Below are 14,909 nucleotides of genomic sequence, written 5' to 3'. Positions count from 1 at the left end.
CCGTGAACGTTGCGACCGTACGGGTGCCGCAGAGCAGTGACGAAGTAGGTCTGCGTCGCTGTCCGACCGACCCGGCGTTCTCTCCTGAGGAGCACTACGCGTTCGCTCGGCGGAGACGCTCGGCCGCCTGTGCGCGGACGGCGTCACCGGACTTCGGGGAGTCGCCGTGCAGTGCCTCCCAGCGGGCATTGTGCGCCGCCGGCCACAGACTGGCGGCCCACGCGATCTCCTGCTCCTCCACTGTGAAGCGGCGGCCCCGGGCTTCCTGATAAGCGGCCAGGAACGCGGAAGAACTCTCGACCGGAGCCAAGGTCGGCGGCGAGACGCTGGCGAACGCCCCGCACGCCGCACCCACCAGTGCCGCCTCCGGCTGCCACGCCAGGCTGTCCCAGTCGTGCACGGCCCACACCTCACTGTCTTGCCAGCGGAGATTCTGCGCTTCGAAGTCGGCGTGGCCCAGCACGCACGGCAGGTCGGTGGCCAGCATCCGGGTCCGGGCCCGCTCGGCCGTCTCGGCGACGTGCGCGGGCACAGCGCTCTGGTCCTGCTCGTCGAGGAAGTCGATGGCCGGCCACGTCCCTGAATCCGTGTGGTCCCAACGCACCCAGCGCGGATTCGGCAGCGGCGGCGCCACGGTCACGTCGGCAAGTTCGGCCATCAGCCGGGCGAACACCGCCGCGTACCGCACGGCGACGTCCGGCGAGTCTCCGCCCAGCAGTTCACCGCCCGACCGGGACTCCTCGGCGTGCACAGCCAGCGCACCGACGTCGACCGCGGGCGTGAGCGGCCGGGCGCACGGAAATCCCCGGTCCGCCAGCCAGGTCTGTGCGGCGAGACACGAAGCGGCCCGGCCGTCGTCCTCCCGCGCCTTCACCACGACGTCTCGCCCACCGACCAGCCAACCCGGCAGGTCATCCAACGTCATGGCGACGACTGTGCCAGCTCCGTGCCGTCCGGACTCGGAATTCGCTTCGGAAACGACTCAGGGAGCCCGCGTCATCAGACACGAGCTCCCTGGCCATGGGTGCGGAGGCGGAGGGATTTGAACCCTCGATGGGGGGTAAACCCCAAACCGCATTAGCAGTGCGGCGCCATAGACCGGACTAGGCGACGCCTCCAGCGCAGCTCCCTCTCGCGGATGCGCGAGTGGGTGCGTGCAGATGATGACACAGCTGAACGCCGCCTCACCAATCGCCCCCCACGGTACTAGGAGGGCAGGCCACAGGGCAAAGCCTGGGGTGTCGGGCCGCAACGTCGGGGTGGGTACGGGCGTTGAACACGGCATGTTCATGCGCGTTTCTCATCGGCTCATCGGCTCCGTCGCGACCGTCGTCGGTCCGCTCGCCCTCCTCGCCGCCACCCCCGTCGCCGCGCACGCGGGCGTCGGGCCCGGGCTCGACCACCTGACCATCACCGTCGCCGACTCGGACAACGGCAGCGACGGGACGTACGAGCTGGAGTGTTCGCCCGCGGGCGGGACGCACTCGGATCCCGGCGCGGCCTGCGGGCGGCTCGACGAGCTGGAGGCGCAGGGCGTGGACCCGTTCGCTCCCGTCGCAGGCGACGCGCGCTGCACCATGCAGTACGGGGGCCCGGCCACCGCCCGCGTCACGGGGACCTGGCACGGCCGCGTCGTCGACTCCTCCTACACATTGAGCAACGGGTGCGAGATCTCTCGGTGGCAGCAGATCGAGCCCGTGCTGCCTGCGACCGGGCCGTGACCCTCGGTCCAATGGTCACAGGGTCGTGACTCTGCCCGCTCGGGATCCCCACATCCTCTACGTGGGCTCCGTCGCATCCGGCGCCTCCAGTCCAACCTCTGCCCGTAGACTCCCTCCCGTGATACGCCGCGGACCACGAGGCAGGATGGTCCGCGCGGTCGGCAAGTCGCAGTAATCAGGGAGGAACCGTCGTCGTGAGCAGCAGGCCATCCCGAGGCGCTGCTCGCCTCGCAGCCATACTTGACGCGCTTCCGGACGGGCTGTTGCTCGTCAACACCAACGGAACCGTGGTCAACGCCAACTCCATCGCCCTGGAGTCCTTCGAGGCTCCGGGCACGGCACTTGTGGGGCGCGGCCTGCTCGACCTGCTGCCCGAGTTCGACTCACGGCTGATCCCCGGCTCCATGCGCCGGCCCGACACCGTGACCGACGAACGCGGGCGCACCAAGCCGACGCGGATGACCGCGCGGCGCACCGACGCTGTCGAGTTCCCCGTCGAGGTGACCTCCGCGAATCTCGCGGACGGCGCACGGGACGCGGTGGATCCGTACGGCTCCAGCGGCGGCCAGAACTACAGCGGCTCCGAGCTGCTCATGCTCGTCGTGCGGGACCTGTCGGGCGCCGTCGACACCGAGGCCGAACTGGCCCGTTCGCAGCGGCAGACCGAGATGATTCTGCGTGCCGCTTCCGAGGGTGTCGTCGGGACCGACACCGATGGACGCATCGTGCTCGTCAATCCCGCCGCCGCGCAGATCCTCGGCTTCCGGGCCAGCGATCTGGGCGGGCAGGAGCTGCACCCGCTCATCCTGCACTCGCGTCCGGACGGCGAACCGTTCCCGTACGAGGAGTCCCCGCTCGCCGACACGCTGCGCTCCGGGCGCAAGCATCGGGTGCGCGGCCAGGTGCTGTGGGCGAAGAACGGCTCCAAGGTGCCCGTCGACATGACGACGGCGCCGGTGCGCGACGGGGACCAACTGGTCGGCGCCGTCCTGACCTTCGCCGACCGCCGCTCCGTCGAGAAGCTGTCCGTCGAGCACGCCGAGGAGATCGCCCGGCGCGACGAGGCCGCCGAGCGGGAGCGCGAGGAGCGCGCCGCCGAGCTGCAGCGGGTTACTGAAGAGAGCGCTGCCGAGCTGCAGCGGGTCACTGAGGAGAGCACCGCCGAGTTGGCGCAGGTGCGCGAGGAGCTGGGCTCGGAGCTCACCTCCGTACGCGAGGAGCTGACCGGCGAACTCGCCGCAGTCCGCGAGCAGCACGCCGAGGAGCTGTCCGCCGAGAAGGAGCGGGGCGCCGCGCTCGCGGAGCGCGAGAAGGACCGTTACGAGGCCCTGGCGGCACGGCACACGCAGCTGCTCGCCGTGCTCGGGCAGTCGTTGCGCGGGCCGTTGGACGAGCTGCGGCACGAGCTGAGCCAGCTCGCCGCCGACGACGCGGGACAGCTGTGGCCCGAGGCCAACCAGGTGCTGCACCATCTGGCCGCCGGGTACTCGCGGATGACGACGCTCGTCGACAACGTGCTGGCCTATCAGACCTTGGACGAGGGCGGTTCCCTGCTCTCCCGTACGAACGTCATGTTCGACGCCGTCGTGGCCGCCGGTGTCGACGGGGCCGTCGAGCTGATCGGGCCCGGCCGGGTGCAGTTCGCCGTGCACGCGCCGCCGATCGAGGCCGAGGTGGACGCGGGACGGCTCGCGACCGCGCTCGCGCACCTGATCGCCGACGTCGCCGGAATCGACGCGACCGGCAACGCCCGGACTCCCGCCGCCCCCGGATACGTCGACTCGACCGTCGTCGTGGCCGCCGCGCAGCGGGGCGCGAATGTACGTATCGAGGTACGCGGCCCCTACTCGGGCGGTGACCCGGTGCACGGGCCGATCGTGCACGGCATCGTGCGGGCGCACGGCGGTGTGCTGCAGACGCACGAGATGCCGGGGATGAGCGGCAGCGCGTACGTCCTCGAAGTGCCGATCGGCACGGGGGCCGGGGTTGTTCCGGCGGGCGGGGCCGTTCCCGAGGCCGGAGTCGTCCCCGACGTTCCCGGTGCCGGCGGTGTTCCCGACCAGGACGCGGGGCCCGCCGCGGCTCCCGACGGCGTGCCCGCCAATGTCTCCGTCGAGGGCTCCGAGGCCACTGAGACCCAGGAGACCTCCTCCGAGGCGAACGCGAACCTTCCCGCGCAGGCCACCGGTGGAGGCAGCAGGCGCCGCAGGGCGCGGCGGGCCGCCGGTCCCTCGACGGACGCGTTCCTTGAGAGCAGCGTGTCGGGCGGCGGGCAGCCGGCAGCGACCCCCTCCAGCGGTACGGGCCGCAGGCGCGGACGACCCGCACCGGAGGAAGCGGCCGCCCAGGGCTCCGTGGTGACCTCGACCGAACACGAGGCGGCTTCCCCGGCGTTGGGCGAGACGGTGCCGCCGCAGGGCGTGCCCGCGCCGACCGGGCGCAGGGCCCGACGCGCCGGACGTCAGGAGCAGGCCGCCCTGCCTGCGCTGCCGTCCGGTTCCACGCCCGATGGTGAGCAGAGGGCCGAACCGGCTCAGGGCGAGCTGGAGTTGGCCGGGGCCGGCGCCGGGCAGCCGTCCGGTCGGCGGGGGCGGCGTGCGCTCGGCAGCGCGCAGCCCGATCAGAACGCACAGGACGCGCAGGCCGCGCAGAACGCGCAGGCTCCGCAGAACGCACAGGGCGCTCCCGCGCGTGGGCAGCAGGCGAGGACACAGCAGACGGGTCCGCGCGAGGTGTTCGCGCTGCCGCCCGCCGCGGCAGACCGCACGCCGGAGGCCCGGGTTGAGGCCGAGGCCAATGCCGAGGCCAATGCCGAGGCCAATGCCGAAGTGCGGGCTGAGGCGCAGCCCGAGATGCAGGCCGGTGCGCAGGCCGATGTGCAGGCCGCCCCCGGTGACGTACCGCAGGACGCGCCGGACGCCCCGCAGGAGAGTGGCGCGCAGCCGCAGCCCCTTCCGTTGCCGGACGAGGCGCACCAGCACGACACCGCCGAGGCGCACCCCGCCCAGGACCACACGCCGCCGCAGCCGCACCCGGCGCAGCCCACTCCTGCCCTGGGCACGCCCACGGCGGGTGGCACGGGCGGCGCGCTGCCGCCGGAGAACAAGCCGAGCAGCCAGCCGAGCAGCCAGCCGGAGGAACTGGCGGCGGATCAGGAGCAAGGGCAGAGCCGGGGACAGGGACGGGCTCAGGCCCAAGCGCAGGGCCAGGCCCAAGCCCAGGGCCAAGCCTCGAACCAGGCAACCCCCCAGCCGGCCACGCAGCCGGAACCCCAACCGGCCCCCCAGCCGAAGCCCGAATCGGCGACACAGCCGGGGGCCCAGCCGGAGCCGCAGCCGCAGCCGGAGCCGCAGAGTGCCCCGGCCGACGAACCGGAGAGCGCCCCGACGGCCCCGGCCGAGAGCGCCCCGGCCCCCGCCGGAGCCCAGCCGCTGCCCGCCGAGGCCCCGAAGCCCCAGGCTCAGGACCAGGCCCCGTCCGGTGACACGAACTCGACGCAGGGGCGCGCCTTCAGCGTGCGCACGCTCGGGCAGGGCGTGCCGTTCGGGCGCCAGGTCGCCTCGCAGCAGCGTCGTCCGCAGCCGCCGGCTCCCCAGCCGCTTCCGCCGCAGGCCCCGCCGCGACCGAGCACCGCGCCGCAGCAGAGCCCTGCGCAGGGGCAGACGCAGGGCCAGACGCAGGCCGGTTCGGGGACGCTCGGCGGTTCCGGCACACTCGGCGGTTCCGGACGACGGCGCAAGCTGTCCAACCGCCAGGAGAACCGCCAGGACGCCCGCAAGGAGCAGCCGGACACCGGCAGCACCACGCAGCCCCCGGCGCAGAACACTCCGCCGAACACCCCTGCCCAGGGCACCGCTCAAGGCACGCCCCCACAGGGCACGCAGGCCAGGCCGCACCCGCAGCCCCCGCTCCTCTCGCCGAACGACTCCGAGGGCGGTGGCCGCGCGTACGCGATCGGCGCGCCCGACCAGGACGGCGTCGAGGGCCCGGAGCCGCTGGACGGCCCCGGCGGTGCCGTGGAGGTCGCGAACCGGCCGCAGCCGATGCCGATGGACGACGAGTTGCCGCCCGAGCCGCTCGACAACCCGCGCCGGCTCCTCGTCTGGCCCGCGCCGGACGTGGCGACGCAGCAGGCGCTGAGCGACCGCGGCTACCGCCCGGTGACCGTGCACTCCCGTGAGGAGGTCGACGCGCAGATCGCGGCGTTCCCCGCCGCGCTGTTCGTGGACCCGCTGACCGGGCCGATCACACGGACCGCGCTGCAGTCGCTGCGCCAGGCGGCCGTCGCGGCCGAGGTGCCGGTCCTGGTGACCGCGGGCCTCGGACAGGCGACGCGCGAGGCCGCGTACGGCGCCGACCCCGCCGTGCTGCTCAAGGCGCTCGCCCCTCGGGACAGCGAGCAGCACCCGCCGCGGGTGCTGCTGATCGAGGAGCACGAGGAGATCGCGCTCGCCCTGACCGCGACCCTGGAGCGGCGCGGGATGCAGGTCGAGCGGGCCGCGAACGACGCGGACGCGGTGGCCATCGCGTCCGAGCTGCGGCCGAACCTCGTGGTCATGGATCTGCTGCAGGTACGTCGTCGGCAGGCCGGCATCATCGACTGGCTGCGCGCGAACGGGCAGTTGAACCGCACTCCGCTGGTCGTCTACACGGCCGCCGTGGAACCCGCCGACCTGCCGCGGCTCGCGGCGGGGGAGTCGGTGCTGTTCCTGGCGGAGCGGTCGACGAGCACCGAGGTGCAGGGCCGGATCGTGGACGTACTGGCGAAGATCGGTACGAACTGAGTCTCAACACACGTACGGGGGCGGCCCTTTCGGGCCGCCCCCGTTTCACGTGAAACAGGCCGTCACAGCCTGGTGACGTCCAGGTCCCCCTCCGCGTACTGCTTGCGCAGCACCTTCTTGTCGAACTTGCCGACGCTGGTCTTCGGGACCGCGGGGACGATCGTCCAGCGCTCCGGCAGCTGCCACTTGGCGACCTTCTCGGCGAGGAACGAACGCAGCGTCTCGAAGTCGGCGCTCGCTCCCTCCTTCAACACCACCGTGGCGAGCGGTCGTTCGCCCCACTTGTCGTCGGGCACGGCGACGACCGCGGCCTCGGCGACGTCCGGGTGGGACATCAGCGCGTTCTCCAGGTCGACGCTGGAGATCCACTCACCGCCGGACTTGATGACGTCCTTGGCGCGGTCGGTGAGCGTGAGGAAGCCGTCGGGGCTGATGGTGCCGACGTCGCCGGTCTTCAGCCAGCCGTCCTCGCTGAACTTGTCCTCGGGGCGCAGCAGTTCATTGCCGTAGCCGCCGTAGTAGGAGCCCGCGATCCAGGGGCCGCGCACCTCCAGCTCGCCCGCGGACTCGCCGTCCCAGGGCAGCTGCTCGCCGCCGGGGCCGGTGAGCCGACCCTCGACGCCGGCCGGGAAGCGGCCCTGCGTGAGCCGGTACGCGAACTCCTCCTCGCTGCCCGGCTCGGCGCTCGCCGGGGGACGGGCGACCGTGCCGAGCGGGGACGTCTCCGTCATGCCCCAGGCGTGGCAGACCCGCATGCCCAGGTCGTCGAACGCCTTCATCAGCGAGGGCGGACAAGCCGCTCCGCCGATGGTGACCTGCGTGAGCGTGGAGACGTCGCGCGGCTTGGCGGTGAGTTCGGCGAGCAGGCCCTGCCAGATGGTGGGGACGGCCGCGGCGTGCGTGGGGCGCTCGGACTCGATCATCTCGGCGAGCGGCGCGGGCTGCAGGAAGCGGTCCGGCATCAGCATGTTCACGCCGGTCATGAACGTGGCGTGCGGCAGTCCCCAGGCGTTGACGTGGAACTGGGGGACGACGACGAGCGAGGTGTCGGCGTCCGTGAGGCCCATCGACTGCGTCATGTTGACCTGCATGGAGTGCAGGTAGATGGAGCGGTGGGAGTAGACGACGCCCTTCGGGTCGCCCGTGGTGCCGGAGGTGTAGCACATGGCCGCGGCCCGGCGTTCGTCCAGCTCGGGCCAGTCGTACGTGGTCGGCCGGTCCGCGATCAGCTCCTCGTACTCGTGCACCTGCGCGGAGGCACCGTCGAGTACGGAGCGGTCGCCGGGCCCGGACACCACGATGTGCTCGACCGTCGGCAGCTTCGAGAGCAGCGGGGCGATCATCGGGAGCAGCGAGCCGTTGACGAGGACGACCTTGTCGGCGGCGTGGTTCACGATCCACGCCAACTGCTCGGCGGGCAGCCGCAGGTTGAGCGTGTGCAGGATCGCGCCCATGCACGGCACGGCGAAGTACGCCTCGACGTGCTCCGCGTTGTTCCACATCAGCGTGGCGACCCGGTCGTCCTCGCGCACGCCGAGCTCGTCGCGCAGCGCGTTCGCGAGCTGGTTCGCGCGCTCGGCGGCCTCGCGGAAGCTGCGGCGGTGCGGCTCCGCCTCGCCGGTCCACGTGGTGATCTGGGACGAACCGTGCACCCGCGCGCCGTGTTGAAGAATGCGGGTCACGGTCAGCGGTACGTCCTGCATCGTGCTCAGCACGGCGTCCTCCCGGTGGGCGCTACGGAGCAGTAAGGGTCCGCTGATTCTCACTGCATACCAGGCGGTATGTCACTACTTCCCGGGATGATCGATCACCGAATCACCCAGGACTCACCGCTGGTCACGCCGTGTGCCGCAGTTCCGGGTCCTCCCGGAGCTTGCCGAGCGCCCGCGACACCGCGCTCTTCACGGTGCCGATGGAGACGCCGAGCACCTGGGCCGTCTGGGCCTCGCTCAGGTCCTCGTAATAGCGCAGGACGACCATCGCCCGCTGCCGCGCGGGCAGTTTGGTGATGGCCCGCCACATCGCGTCGTGCAGCGCCTGCTGTTCGGCGGGGTCCCCGGCCGGGGTCTCCCGGTGCTCCGGCAGCTCGTCGCAGACGAACTCGTCGACCTTGCGCTTGCGCCACTGCGAGGTCCGGGTGTTCAACAGGGCCCTGCGCACATAGCCGTCGAGCGCCCGGTGGTCCTCGATCCGGTCCCATGCGACGTATGTCTTCGCGAGCGCGGTCTGCAGCAGGTCCTCGGCGTCGCACGGGTTCGACGTCAACGACCGGGCGGTGCGCAGGAGCACCGGCTGACGCGCCCGGACGTACGACGCGAACGACGGGTACATCGCGGGTGCCGGACGCGTCACGGAGTGGGTGCGCTTCACGGACGCGGGTGCCGGACGCGTCACGGAGTGGGTGCGCGGCGCGGCCTCGGCTGCGCTGGTGCGGACAGGCGCCAGAGTTGCGGTCATGGCTACACGCTATGAGCGCCCCCTACTTCCGGGGATCGGCCGGAGGTCCCGAAGCTGCGTCCGCCTCAGGTTGTACGAGGGGTGCTGGCCCCACCTCCTGAAGGTGGAGTCGGGGGCGGGGTCCCCTGGGGGACGGCCCTGACTCCCCTTCGCGCGGACGGGCCCGGTTCTCGCGGGCGGAAGCCGGTGCACGCACCCCGTTCAGCCGTCCGCCCCCAGGATAAGACCCGACGTGGGAACCCCGGTGCCCGCCGTGACCAGCGCGGTGGCCGCGCCGGATATCTGGTTCACGGCCGTGCCGCGCACCTGGCGCACGCCCTCCGCTATCCCGTTCATACCGTGCAGATACGCCTCGCCCAGCTGCCCGCCATGGGTGTTGAGCGGCAGCCTCTCCTCCGCCACGAAACCGGTCGCCTCGCCCGGCGCGCAGAAACCGAATTCCTCCAGCTGCATCAGCACGAACGGCGTGAAGTGGTCGTAGAGGATCCCCACGTCGATCCCGTCGGGGCCGAGCCCGGCCGTGCGCCACAACTGCCGCGCCACGACGCTCATCTCGGGGAGGCCCGTCAGCTCGTCCCGGTAGAAGCTCGTCATCTGCTCCTGCGCGCGGCCCGCGCCCTGCGCCGCAGCCCGGATCACCGCGGGCGGGTTCGGCAGATCGCGCGCCCGCTCCACGCTGGTGACGACGATCGCCTGCCCGCCGTCCGTCTCCTGGCAGCAGTCGAGCAGCCGCAGCGGGTCGACGATCCAGCGGGACTCCGCGTGGTCGGCGAGCGTGATCGGCTTCTCGTAGAAGTACGCCGCCGGGTTCGTCGCCGCGTACTTGCGGTCGGTGACCGCGACATGGCCGAAGGCCTCGGGGGTCAGCCCGTACGTGTGCAGATAGCGCTGCGCCGCCATCGCCACCCAGGACGCCGGGGTGAGCAGCCCGAACGGCAGGTTCCAGCCGAGCGCCGCGCCCTCCGCCGACGGCTCCCTGTGCTGCACGCCCGAGCCGAAGCGCCGGCCCGAACGCTCGTTGAAGGCCCGGTAGCAGACCACCACGTCGGCCACGCCGCTCGCCACCGCGAGAGCGGCCTGCTGCACGGTGCCGCAGGCCGCGCCGCCTCCGTAGTGCACCCGCGAGAAGAAGGAGAGCTCCCCCATGCCCGCGGCCTGCGCCACGGTGATCTCCGGGTTGGTGTCCATGGTGAAGGTGACCAGGCCGTCGACATCGGACGGGGACAGGCCCGCGTCGTCGAGCGCCGTGTGCACCGCCTCCACCGCGAGCTTCAGCTCGCTGCGTCCGGAGTCCTTGGAGAATTCCGTGGCGCCGATGCCGACGATCGCGGCCTTCCCGCCGAGTTGGTCCTTGCCGCGCACGCTCATGCCGCGCTCCCCTCGGAGACGGTGACCGTGACCGTGCCGGTGACGTGGCTGCCGATGCCGTTCCTGCCGACGACCTTCACCTGCGCCGTGTCGCCTTCCACCTCGGCGATCGTGCCGCTCAACACCATGGTGTCGCCCGGATAGTTGGGCGCCCCGAGCCGTATCGCGACCTTACGAAGGACGGCGTCGGGCCCGAAGTGGTCGGTGATGTAGCGCCCCACCAGGCCGTTCGTCGTGAGGATGTTCATGAAGATGTCGGGGGAGCCCTTCTGGTGCGCCAACTCCGCGTCGTGGTGCACATCTTGGTAGTCGCGGGACGCGATCGCCCCGGAGACGATCAGCGTCCGGGTGATCGGGATCGTCAGGGGTTCGAGCTCGTCCCCCGCCTTCATCTCGAACCGCGCTCCGGCCTTCGTCCCGAACCGTGCTCCGGCCTTCATGCGGCCTCCCCTCCGTCGGCCGCGCCCGCTCCCGACGCGATCACTTCGCCCAGCTCCTCCAGGAGTTCGGCGCCGCACCCCAGATATCCGTCCAGCTGCCGACCCCACAGGAAGTGCCGGTGCACCGGGTGGTCCAGGTCGGCGCCCATGCCGCCGTGCAGATGCTGGCCCGTGTGCACGACCCGCTTGCCCGCCTCCGAGGCCCACCAGGCCGCGGTCAACGCATGGCTCTCGTGGTCGAGCCCGGCGTCACGCCGCCAGGCCGCCTCGTACGCGGTCACCCGGATCGCCTCGATGTCCATGTACGCCTCCGCGGCGCGGAGTTGGACGCCCTGCTTGGCGGCGAGCGGCCTGCCGAACTGCTCCCGCTCGTTCGTGTACTCCACGGCCCGGTCCAGCGATCCCGCGCAGACCCCGGCCTGCAGCCCGGCGAAGGCGGTCCGGGCGGCCGCGAGCACGTCCCCGTACGCCTCGGGGCCGCCGATCCGCTCGGCCTCCACTCCGTCGAGCACGAGCCGCCCCGCGGACCAGGGTGCGGTCAGCTCGACCGGCTCGCACCCGGCGTCCCGCGCCCGCGCCATCCACAGGCTGTGGACATCTTTTTCGGTTTCGCCCCGCACCGCCACCAGTACGTGCGTCGCGTCCCGCAGCCACGGCACCCACGGCACGGCCCCGCTCAGCCGCGCCCGCCCGTCCGGCAGGGTGTCCACCACGATCCCACCACGCGCGGGAAACGCCCCCGCCGCCACGGCCGAACCGTCCCGGAGCCCCGGCAGCAGCCGCTCCCGCTGCTCGTCCGTGCCGTGCGCCGCCACCGCAAGCAGGCCGTACACACAGCTCGCGGCGAACGGCACCTGCGCCGTCGTCCTGCCCTGTTCCTCCAGCATCAGGACGAGCCCGAGCAGCCCGGTCTCCTCCACCGCGCCCACGAGGCCCGCCGCGCCCAGCTCCTTCCAGAGCTCGCCGTCCGTGCCGCCGCCGAGGCCCGCGAGCCGCTCCGGCGTGGACAGATCCCCGAAGATCCGCGCGGCGAGCTCCCGCGCCGCCTCCTGCTCGGGGGTAGGGGTGAAGTCCATGTCAGACCTCACCACCCTCGGCCTCGTCGACCACACGGAAGACGGGCAGCTCCAACTCGTCGTCCACAGCGAGGTATTCGAGACGTACGGGCATCCCGATCCGTACCTTGTCGCTCGACACCCCCACGACGTTGCTCACCATGCGCACGCCCTCGGCCAGCTCGATGAGCACCACCGCGTAGGGCCCCGGTGCGTCAGCACCATGATCAGACACAGTGAAGGCCGGGAAGGGCGGGTGGTGCATGACCACATAGCTGTAGACGGTGCCCTCGCCGCTCGCCTCGACGGTGTCCCACTCCTGCCCGCCGCACGTGTTGCACCCCGGAAGCCAGGGGAAGCGCAGCGTCTCGCACGCGCGGCAGCGCTGGATGAGCAGCCGGTGCTCGGCGACGCCCTCCCAGAAGCCGGCGTTGTCCCGGTTGATGACGGGGCGCGGCCGCTGTGGCTTGTCCTTCTTCGCTGCCGGGCCGCCTGAACTCCGCCTGGCGGGCGTGTACTTCAAGATCCTGAACAGATGCGTCCCGGCGATCTCCCCGCCCACCCGGACGTTCATCCGCGTCGTGATGAAGTGCCCCGTGCCCAGCTTCGTCGTCTTCAGCGGCGAGACCGACTCGATCACCGAGTCGTAGGTGATCACGTCACCGGGCCGCAGCGGCCGCAGATACTCCTGCTCGCAGTCGGTGGCGACCACCGAGGTGTACCCCGCGCCTTCGAGCAGCGCGAACAGCTCGTCGTGGGCCGGCGAGCGCCCCTCGTAACTGGTCAGACCCGCCATCGTCCAGGCCTGCAGCATGGTCGGCGGCGCGATCGCGTCCGGCCCCTCGTAGGCGGGGTTCGTATCGCCCATGGCCTCGCACCAGTGCCGGATCATCGGCGCGTTCACCGGGTCGAGACCCTCGGCCTCGGTGGCCGCGACCCGCCCCTCGAAGGTCTTCAACTTCTCGTACGCCAAGGGCTCGTGCCCCATGAACTCCTGACCCGCAACACCCGCGCTCACCGCTTCCCCCTCCGCATCCCGAGCCGCATCGTCGCCACGATCTCGCGCTGCACCTCACTCACCCCGCCGCCGAAGGTGTTGATCTGCGCCGCGCGGTTCATCCGCTCCAACTCGCCCTCACCCACACCCGCCGCACCGCCCCCCGTATCGCCGAACGCGCCGGGTGAACCGGCCCTCACCCACCCGGCGTCGCCCGCGATCTGCTGACATATTCGATACGTCTCGACCGCGGATTCCGTTCCCGCGAACTTCACGCCGCTGGCGTCTCCGGGGGCCAGTCGACCCGCTCCGACATCCCCCACCAAACGCCAGTTGAGCAGGCGCGTTGCCGCCAGCCGGGCATGCGCTTCGGCCAGTTGAGATCGGACCCAAGGCGTGTCAACGCGGCGCTCACCGGTCACTGGATCGGGGGTACGGGCGGCGTCGGCCACCCGCTCGTAGAAGTCCTCGGCCTGCATCCCGATCGCGGCGAGGGCGACCCGCTCGTGATTGAGCTGGTTGGTGATCAGGCCCCAGCCCGCGTTCTCCTCGCCGACGAGGTTCGAACCGGGGACCCGGATCCCGTCGTAGTACGTGGCCGTCGTGGTCAGGCCGCCGACGGTGTCGATCGGGGTCCACGAGAAACCGGGTGCGTCGGTCGGCACGAGGATGATCGAGATGCCCTTGTGCTTGGGCGCCTCGGGGTCGGTCCGGCAGGCGAGCCAGATCCAGTCGGCGTTCTGCGCGTTCGACGTGAACACCTTCTGCCCGTCGATCACCCAGTCGCCGCTCGCTTCGTCGCGCACCGCGCGCGTGCGCAGGGACGCGAGGTCCGTGCCCGCCGACGGCTCGCTGTAGCCGATCGCGAAGACCAGGTCGCCCTTGAGGATCCGGGGCAGGAAGTAGGCCTTCTGCTCCTCGGTCCCGTACTTCATGAGCGTGGGGCCGACCGTGTTGAGCGTGACCATGGAGACCGGTGCGCCTGCCCGGTACGCCTCGTCGAAGAACACGAACTGCTCGTCCGCGCCGCGCCCCTGACCGCCGTACTCGACGGGCCAGCCGAGGCCCAGGAGGCCCTCGTCACCGATGCGGCGCAGCAGCCGGCGCTGACCGCTCGGATCGTCGGCCGCCGGCGGCCCGCCGGGCATCAACGTACGGAATCTCTCACGCAGTTGAACGCGCAGCTCGCGCTGGCGCTCGGTGGGGGCGAGGTGCACGGCGGCTGCCCTCCAGGACTGGCCTCGTACCGACAAGGGTTTCTGACTGTCCGTCAGATACCGACGGCTGTCAAGAGATCGGCACGCCACCGCCCTGGCCCACACACCACCGCCTGCCACACACCACCGCCGCCCGCCACACACGCCTGCGCGGCGGCGCCGAAGCACCGCCGCGCAGACTGTCACGCACCCCACGGAAGACCCCCGCCGCGCAGGAGCCGGCGGATTACCAGAGCTCGGTGAAGTTCACGTTCACGTTCGACTGGTCGATCGCCGTGAAGCCGGAGCCGTTCACCTGAGCCTCGTTGTTCTGGTTGGAGGCGCCGTTGCCGACCGCCTGCTGCTGCGTGGTGGACGAGTTGCCGAAGTTGTCGTCGCCGACACCACTGCCGCTGACCGTCGCCACCCCCGCGTTCGATCCGCTGTCCGCGAAGGAGCCGTTGTCGGCCATGGCCACTCCGGAGAAGAGTGCTGCCGCGAGGGGCAGAGCGGCGACGGCGGCGATGGCGCGGGCGGTACGGATGGAAGCCATGTCTATTCCTCCAGGAACAGGAAGTACGCTCCGGGCGCTCGGACGGGGTCCGGCCACCCGTTAAGTACGGGATGTACCAAGGCAGTTGGCCGACCGCCTCGGCGATGTTCACGACGTCGCGAGATCAGAATTGCCCACCGAATCCCCGGCGAACCACCCCGGAAGCCGCTATTCGCTCGCAAGCGTGAGGACATGTCGATAAACCCTCTTCACGCCCACAAAACCCCAGCTCAGGTCGGAGTGGGCCACCTCGGGACCAGCTCGCCCCAAGCGCCACAAACGACGAAGCGTTTCAGCACATTTTTGGTAAATGCTTCCCTCGGATGACCGGCCCCACT

The 14,909-nt window shown here is 71.5% G+C and carries 11 protein-coding genes and 1 tRNA gene; 2 read left to right on the top strand and 10 right to left on the bottom strand.

The features are described from left to right. Positions 1–94 precede the first annotated feature (94 nt). Positions 95–925 carry a hypothetical protein gene (locus OHA73_RS22950; protein ID WP_327655981.1) on the bottom strand — a complete coding sequence of 277 codons (831 nt, stop codon included), beginning with the start codon at positions 923–925 and terminating at the stop codon, positions 95–97. Between the two features lie 102 nt (positions 926–1,027). Next, positions 1,028–1,118, bottom strand: a tRNA-Ser gene (locus tag OHA73_RS22945). Positions 1,119–1,289: 171 nt separating this feature from the next. Here OHA73_RS22945 and OHA73_RS22940 point away from each other — a divergent pair. Continuing rightward, positions 1,290–1,721: an SSI family serine proteinase inhibitor gene (locus OHA73_RS22940; RefSeq protein WP_327655980.1), complete on the top strand. Its 432-nt coding sequence runs from the start codon at positions 1,290–1,292 to the stop codon at positions 1,719–1,721. A 194-nt stretch (positions 1,722–1,915) separates the two neighbouring features. Further along, a complete protein-coding gene (locus OHA73_RS22935; protein ID WP_327655979.1) occupies positions 1,916–6,505 on the top strand; it encodes a PAS domain-containing protein in 4,590 nt (1,529 codons plus the stop codon). A 62-nt stretch (positions 6,506–6,567) separates the two neighbouring features. On the opposite strand, the gene OHA73_RS22930 is transcribed toward OHA73_RS22935, so the two are convergent. From OHA73_RS22930 to OHA73_RS22895, 8 genes are all read right to left on the bottom strand, one after another. Continuing rightward, positions 6,568–8,220, bottom strand: coding sequence for a long-chain fatty acid--CoA ligase (locus OHA73_RS22930; protein WP_327655978.1), 1,653 nt, complete (start codon positions 8,218–8,220; stop codon positions 6,568–6,570). Positions 8,221–8,341: 121 nt separating this feature from the next. After that, a complete protein-coding gene (locus OHA73_RS22925) occupies positions 8,342–8,836 on the bottom strand; it encodes a SigE family RNA polymerase sigma factor (protein ID WP_267072849.1) in 495 nt (164 codons plus the stop codon). 327 nt (positions 8,837–9,163) lie between these two features. Then, entirely contained in the window at positions 9,164–10,330 is a 1,167-nt protein-coding gene (locus OHA73_RS22920; RefSeq protein WP_327655977.1) for a lipid-transfer protein, read from the bottom strand. Then, entirely contained in the window at positions 10,327–10,722 is a 396-nt protein-coding gene (locus tag OHA73_RS22915; protein WP_327658507.1) for a MaoC family dehydratase, read from the bottom strand. Before OHA73_RS22915 ends, OHA73_RS22920 begins: the two co-directional genes overlap by 4 nt. A 44-nt stretch (positions 10,723–10,766) precedes the next feature. After that, positions 10,767–11,846 carry an acyl-CoA dehydrogenase family protein gene (locus OHA73_RS22910; RefSeq protein WP_327655976.1) on the bottom strand — a complete coding sequence of 360 codons (1,080 nt, stop codon included), beginning with the start codon at positions 11,844–11,846 and terminating at the stop codon, positions 10,767–10,769. 1 nt (position 11,847) lies between these two features. Beyond that, on the bottom strand, positions 11,848–12,813 hold the full coding sequence (locus tag OHA73_RS22905) for a bifunctional MaoC family dehydratase N-terminal/OB-fold nucleic acid binding domain-containing protein (RefSeq protein WP_327655975.1): 966 nt from the start codon (positions 12,811–12,813) through the stop codon (positions 11,848–11,850). A gap of 26 nt (positions 12,814–12,839) precedes the next feature. Continuing rightward, positions 12,840–14,039, bottom strand: a complete 1,200-nt coding sequence (locus OHA73_RS22900) for an acyl-CoA dehydrogenase family protein (protein ID WP_267069835.1) — start codon at positions 14,037–14,039, stop codon at positions 12,840–12,842. Between the two features lie 226 nt (positions 14,040–14,265). Next, on the bottom strand, positions 14,266–14,571 hold the full coding sequence (locus OHA73_RS22895; RefSeq protein WP_267069836.1) for a hypothetical protein: 306 nt from the start codon (positions 14,569–14,571) through the stop codon (positions 14,266–14,268). Between the last annotated feature and the right edge of the window lie 338 nt (positions 14,572–14,909).

The sequence above is a fragment of the Streptomyces sp. NBC_00483 genome, assembly GCF_036013745.1.
Taxonomy (GTDB): domain Bacteria; phylum Actinomycetota; class Actinomycetes; order Streptomycetales; family Streptomycetaceae; genus Streptomyces.
Note: the sequence above shows the minus strand (reverse complement) of the source record. Positions and strands in the feature narration are given on the sequence as shown.

Coding starts and splice junctions, on each gene's coding strand:
- OHA73_RS22895 (WP_267069836.1), bottom strand. CDS start 14,571: ATGGCTTCCATCCGTACCGCCCGCGCCATCGCCGCCGTCGCCGCTCTG.
- OHA73_RS22920 (WP_327655977.1), bottom strand. CDS start 10,330: ATGAGCGTGCGCGGCAAGGACCAACTCGGCGGGAAGGCCGCGATCGTC.
- OHA73_RS22940 (WP_327655980.1), top strand. CDS start 1,290: ATGCGCGTTTCTCATCGGCTCATCGGCTCCGTCGCGACCGTCGTCGGT.
- OHA73_RS22910 (WP_327655976.1), bottom strand. CDS start 11,846: ATGGACTTCACCCCTACCCCCGAGCAGGAGGCGGCGCGGGAGCTCGCC.
- OHA73_RS22915 (WP_327658507.1), bottom strand. CDS start 10,722: ATGAAGGCGGGGGACGAGCTCGAACCCCTGACGATCCCGATCACCCGG.
- OHA73_RS22950 (WP_327655981.1), bottom strand. CDS start 925: ATGACGTTGGATGACCTGCCGGGTTGGCTGGTCGGTGGGCGAGACGTC.
- OHA73_RS22905 (WP_327655975.1), bottom strand. CDS start 12,813: ATGGGGCACGAGCCCTTGGCGTACGAGAAGTTGAAGACCTTCGAGGGG.
- OHA73_RS22925 (WP_267072849.1), bottom strand. CDS start 8,836: ATGTACCCGTCGTTCGCGTCGTACGTCCGGGCGCGTCAGCCGGTGCTC.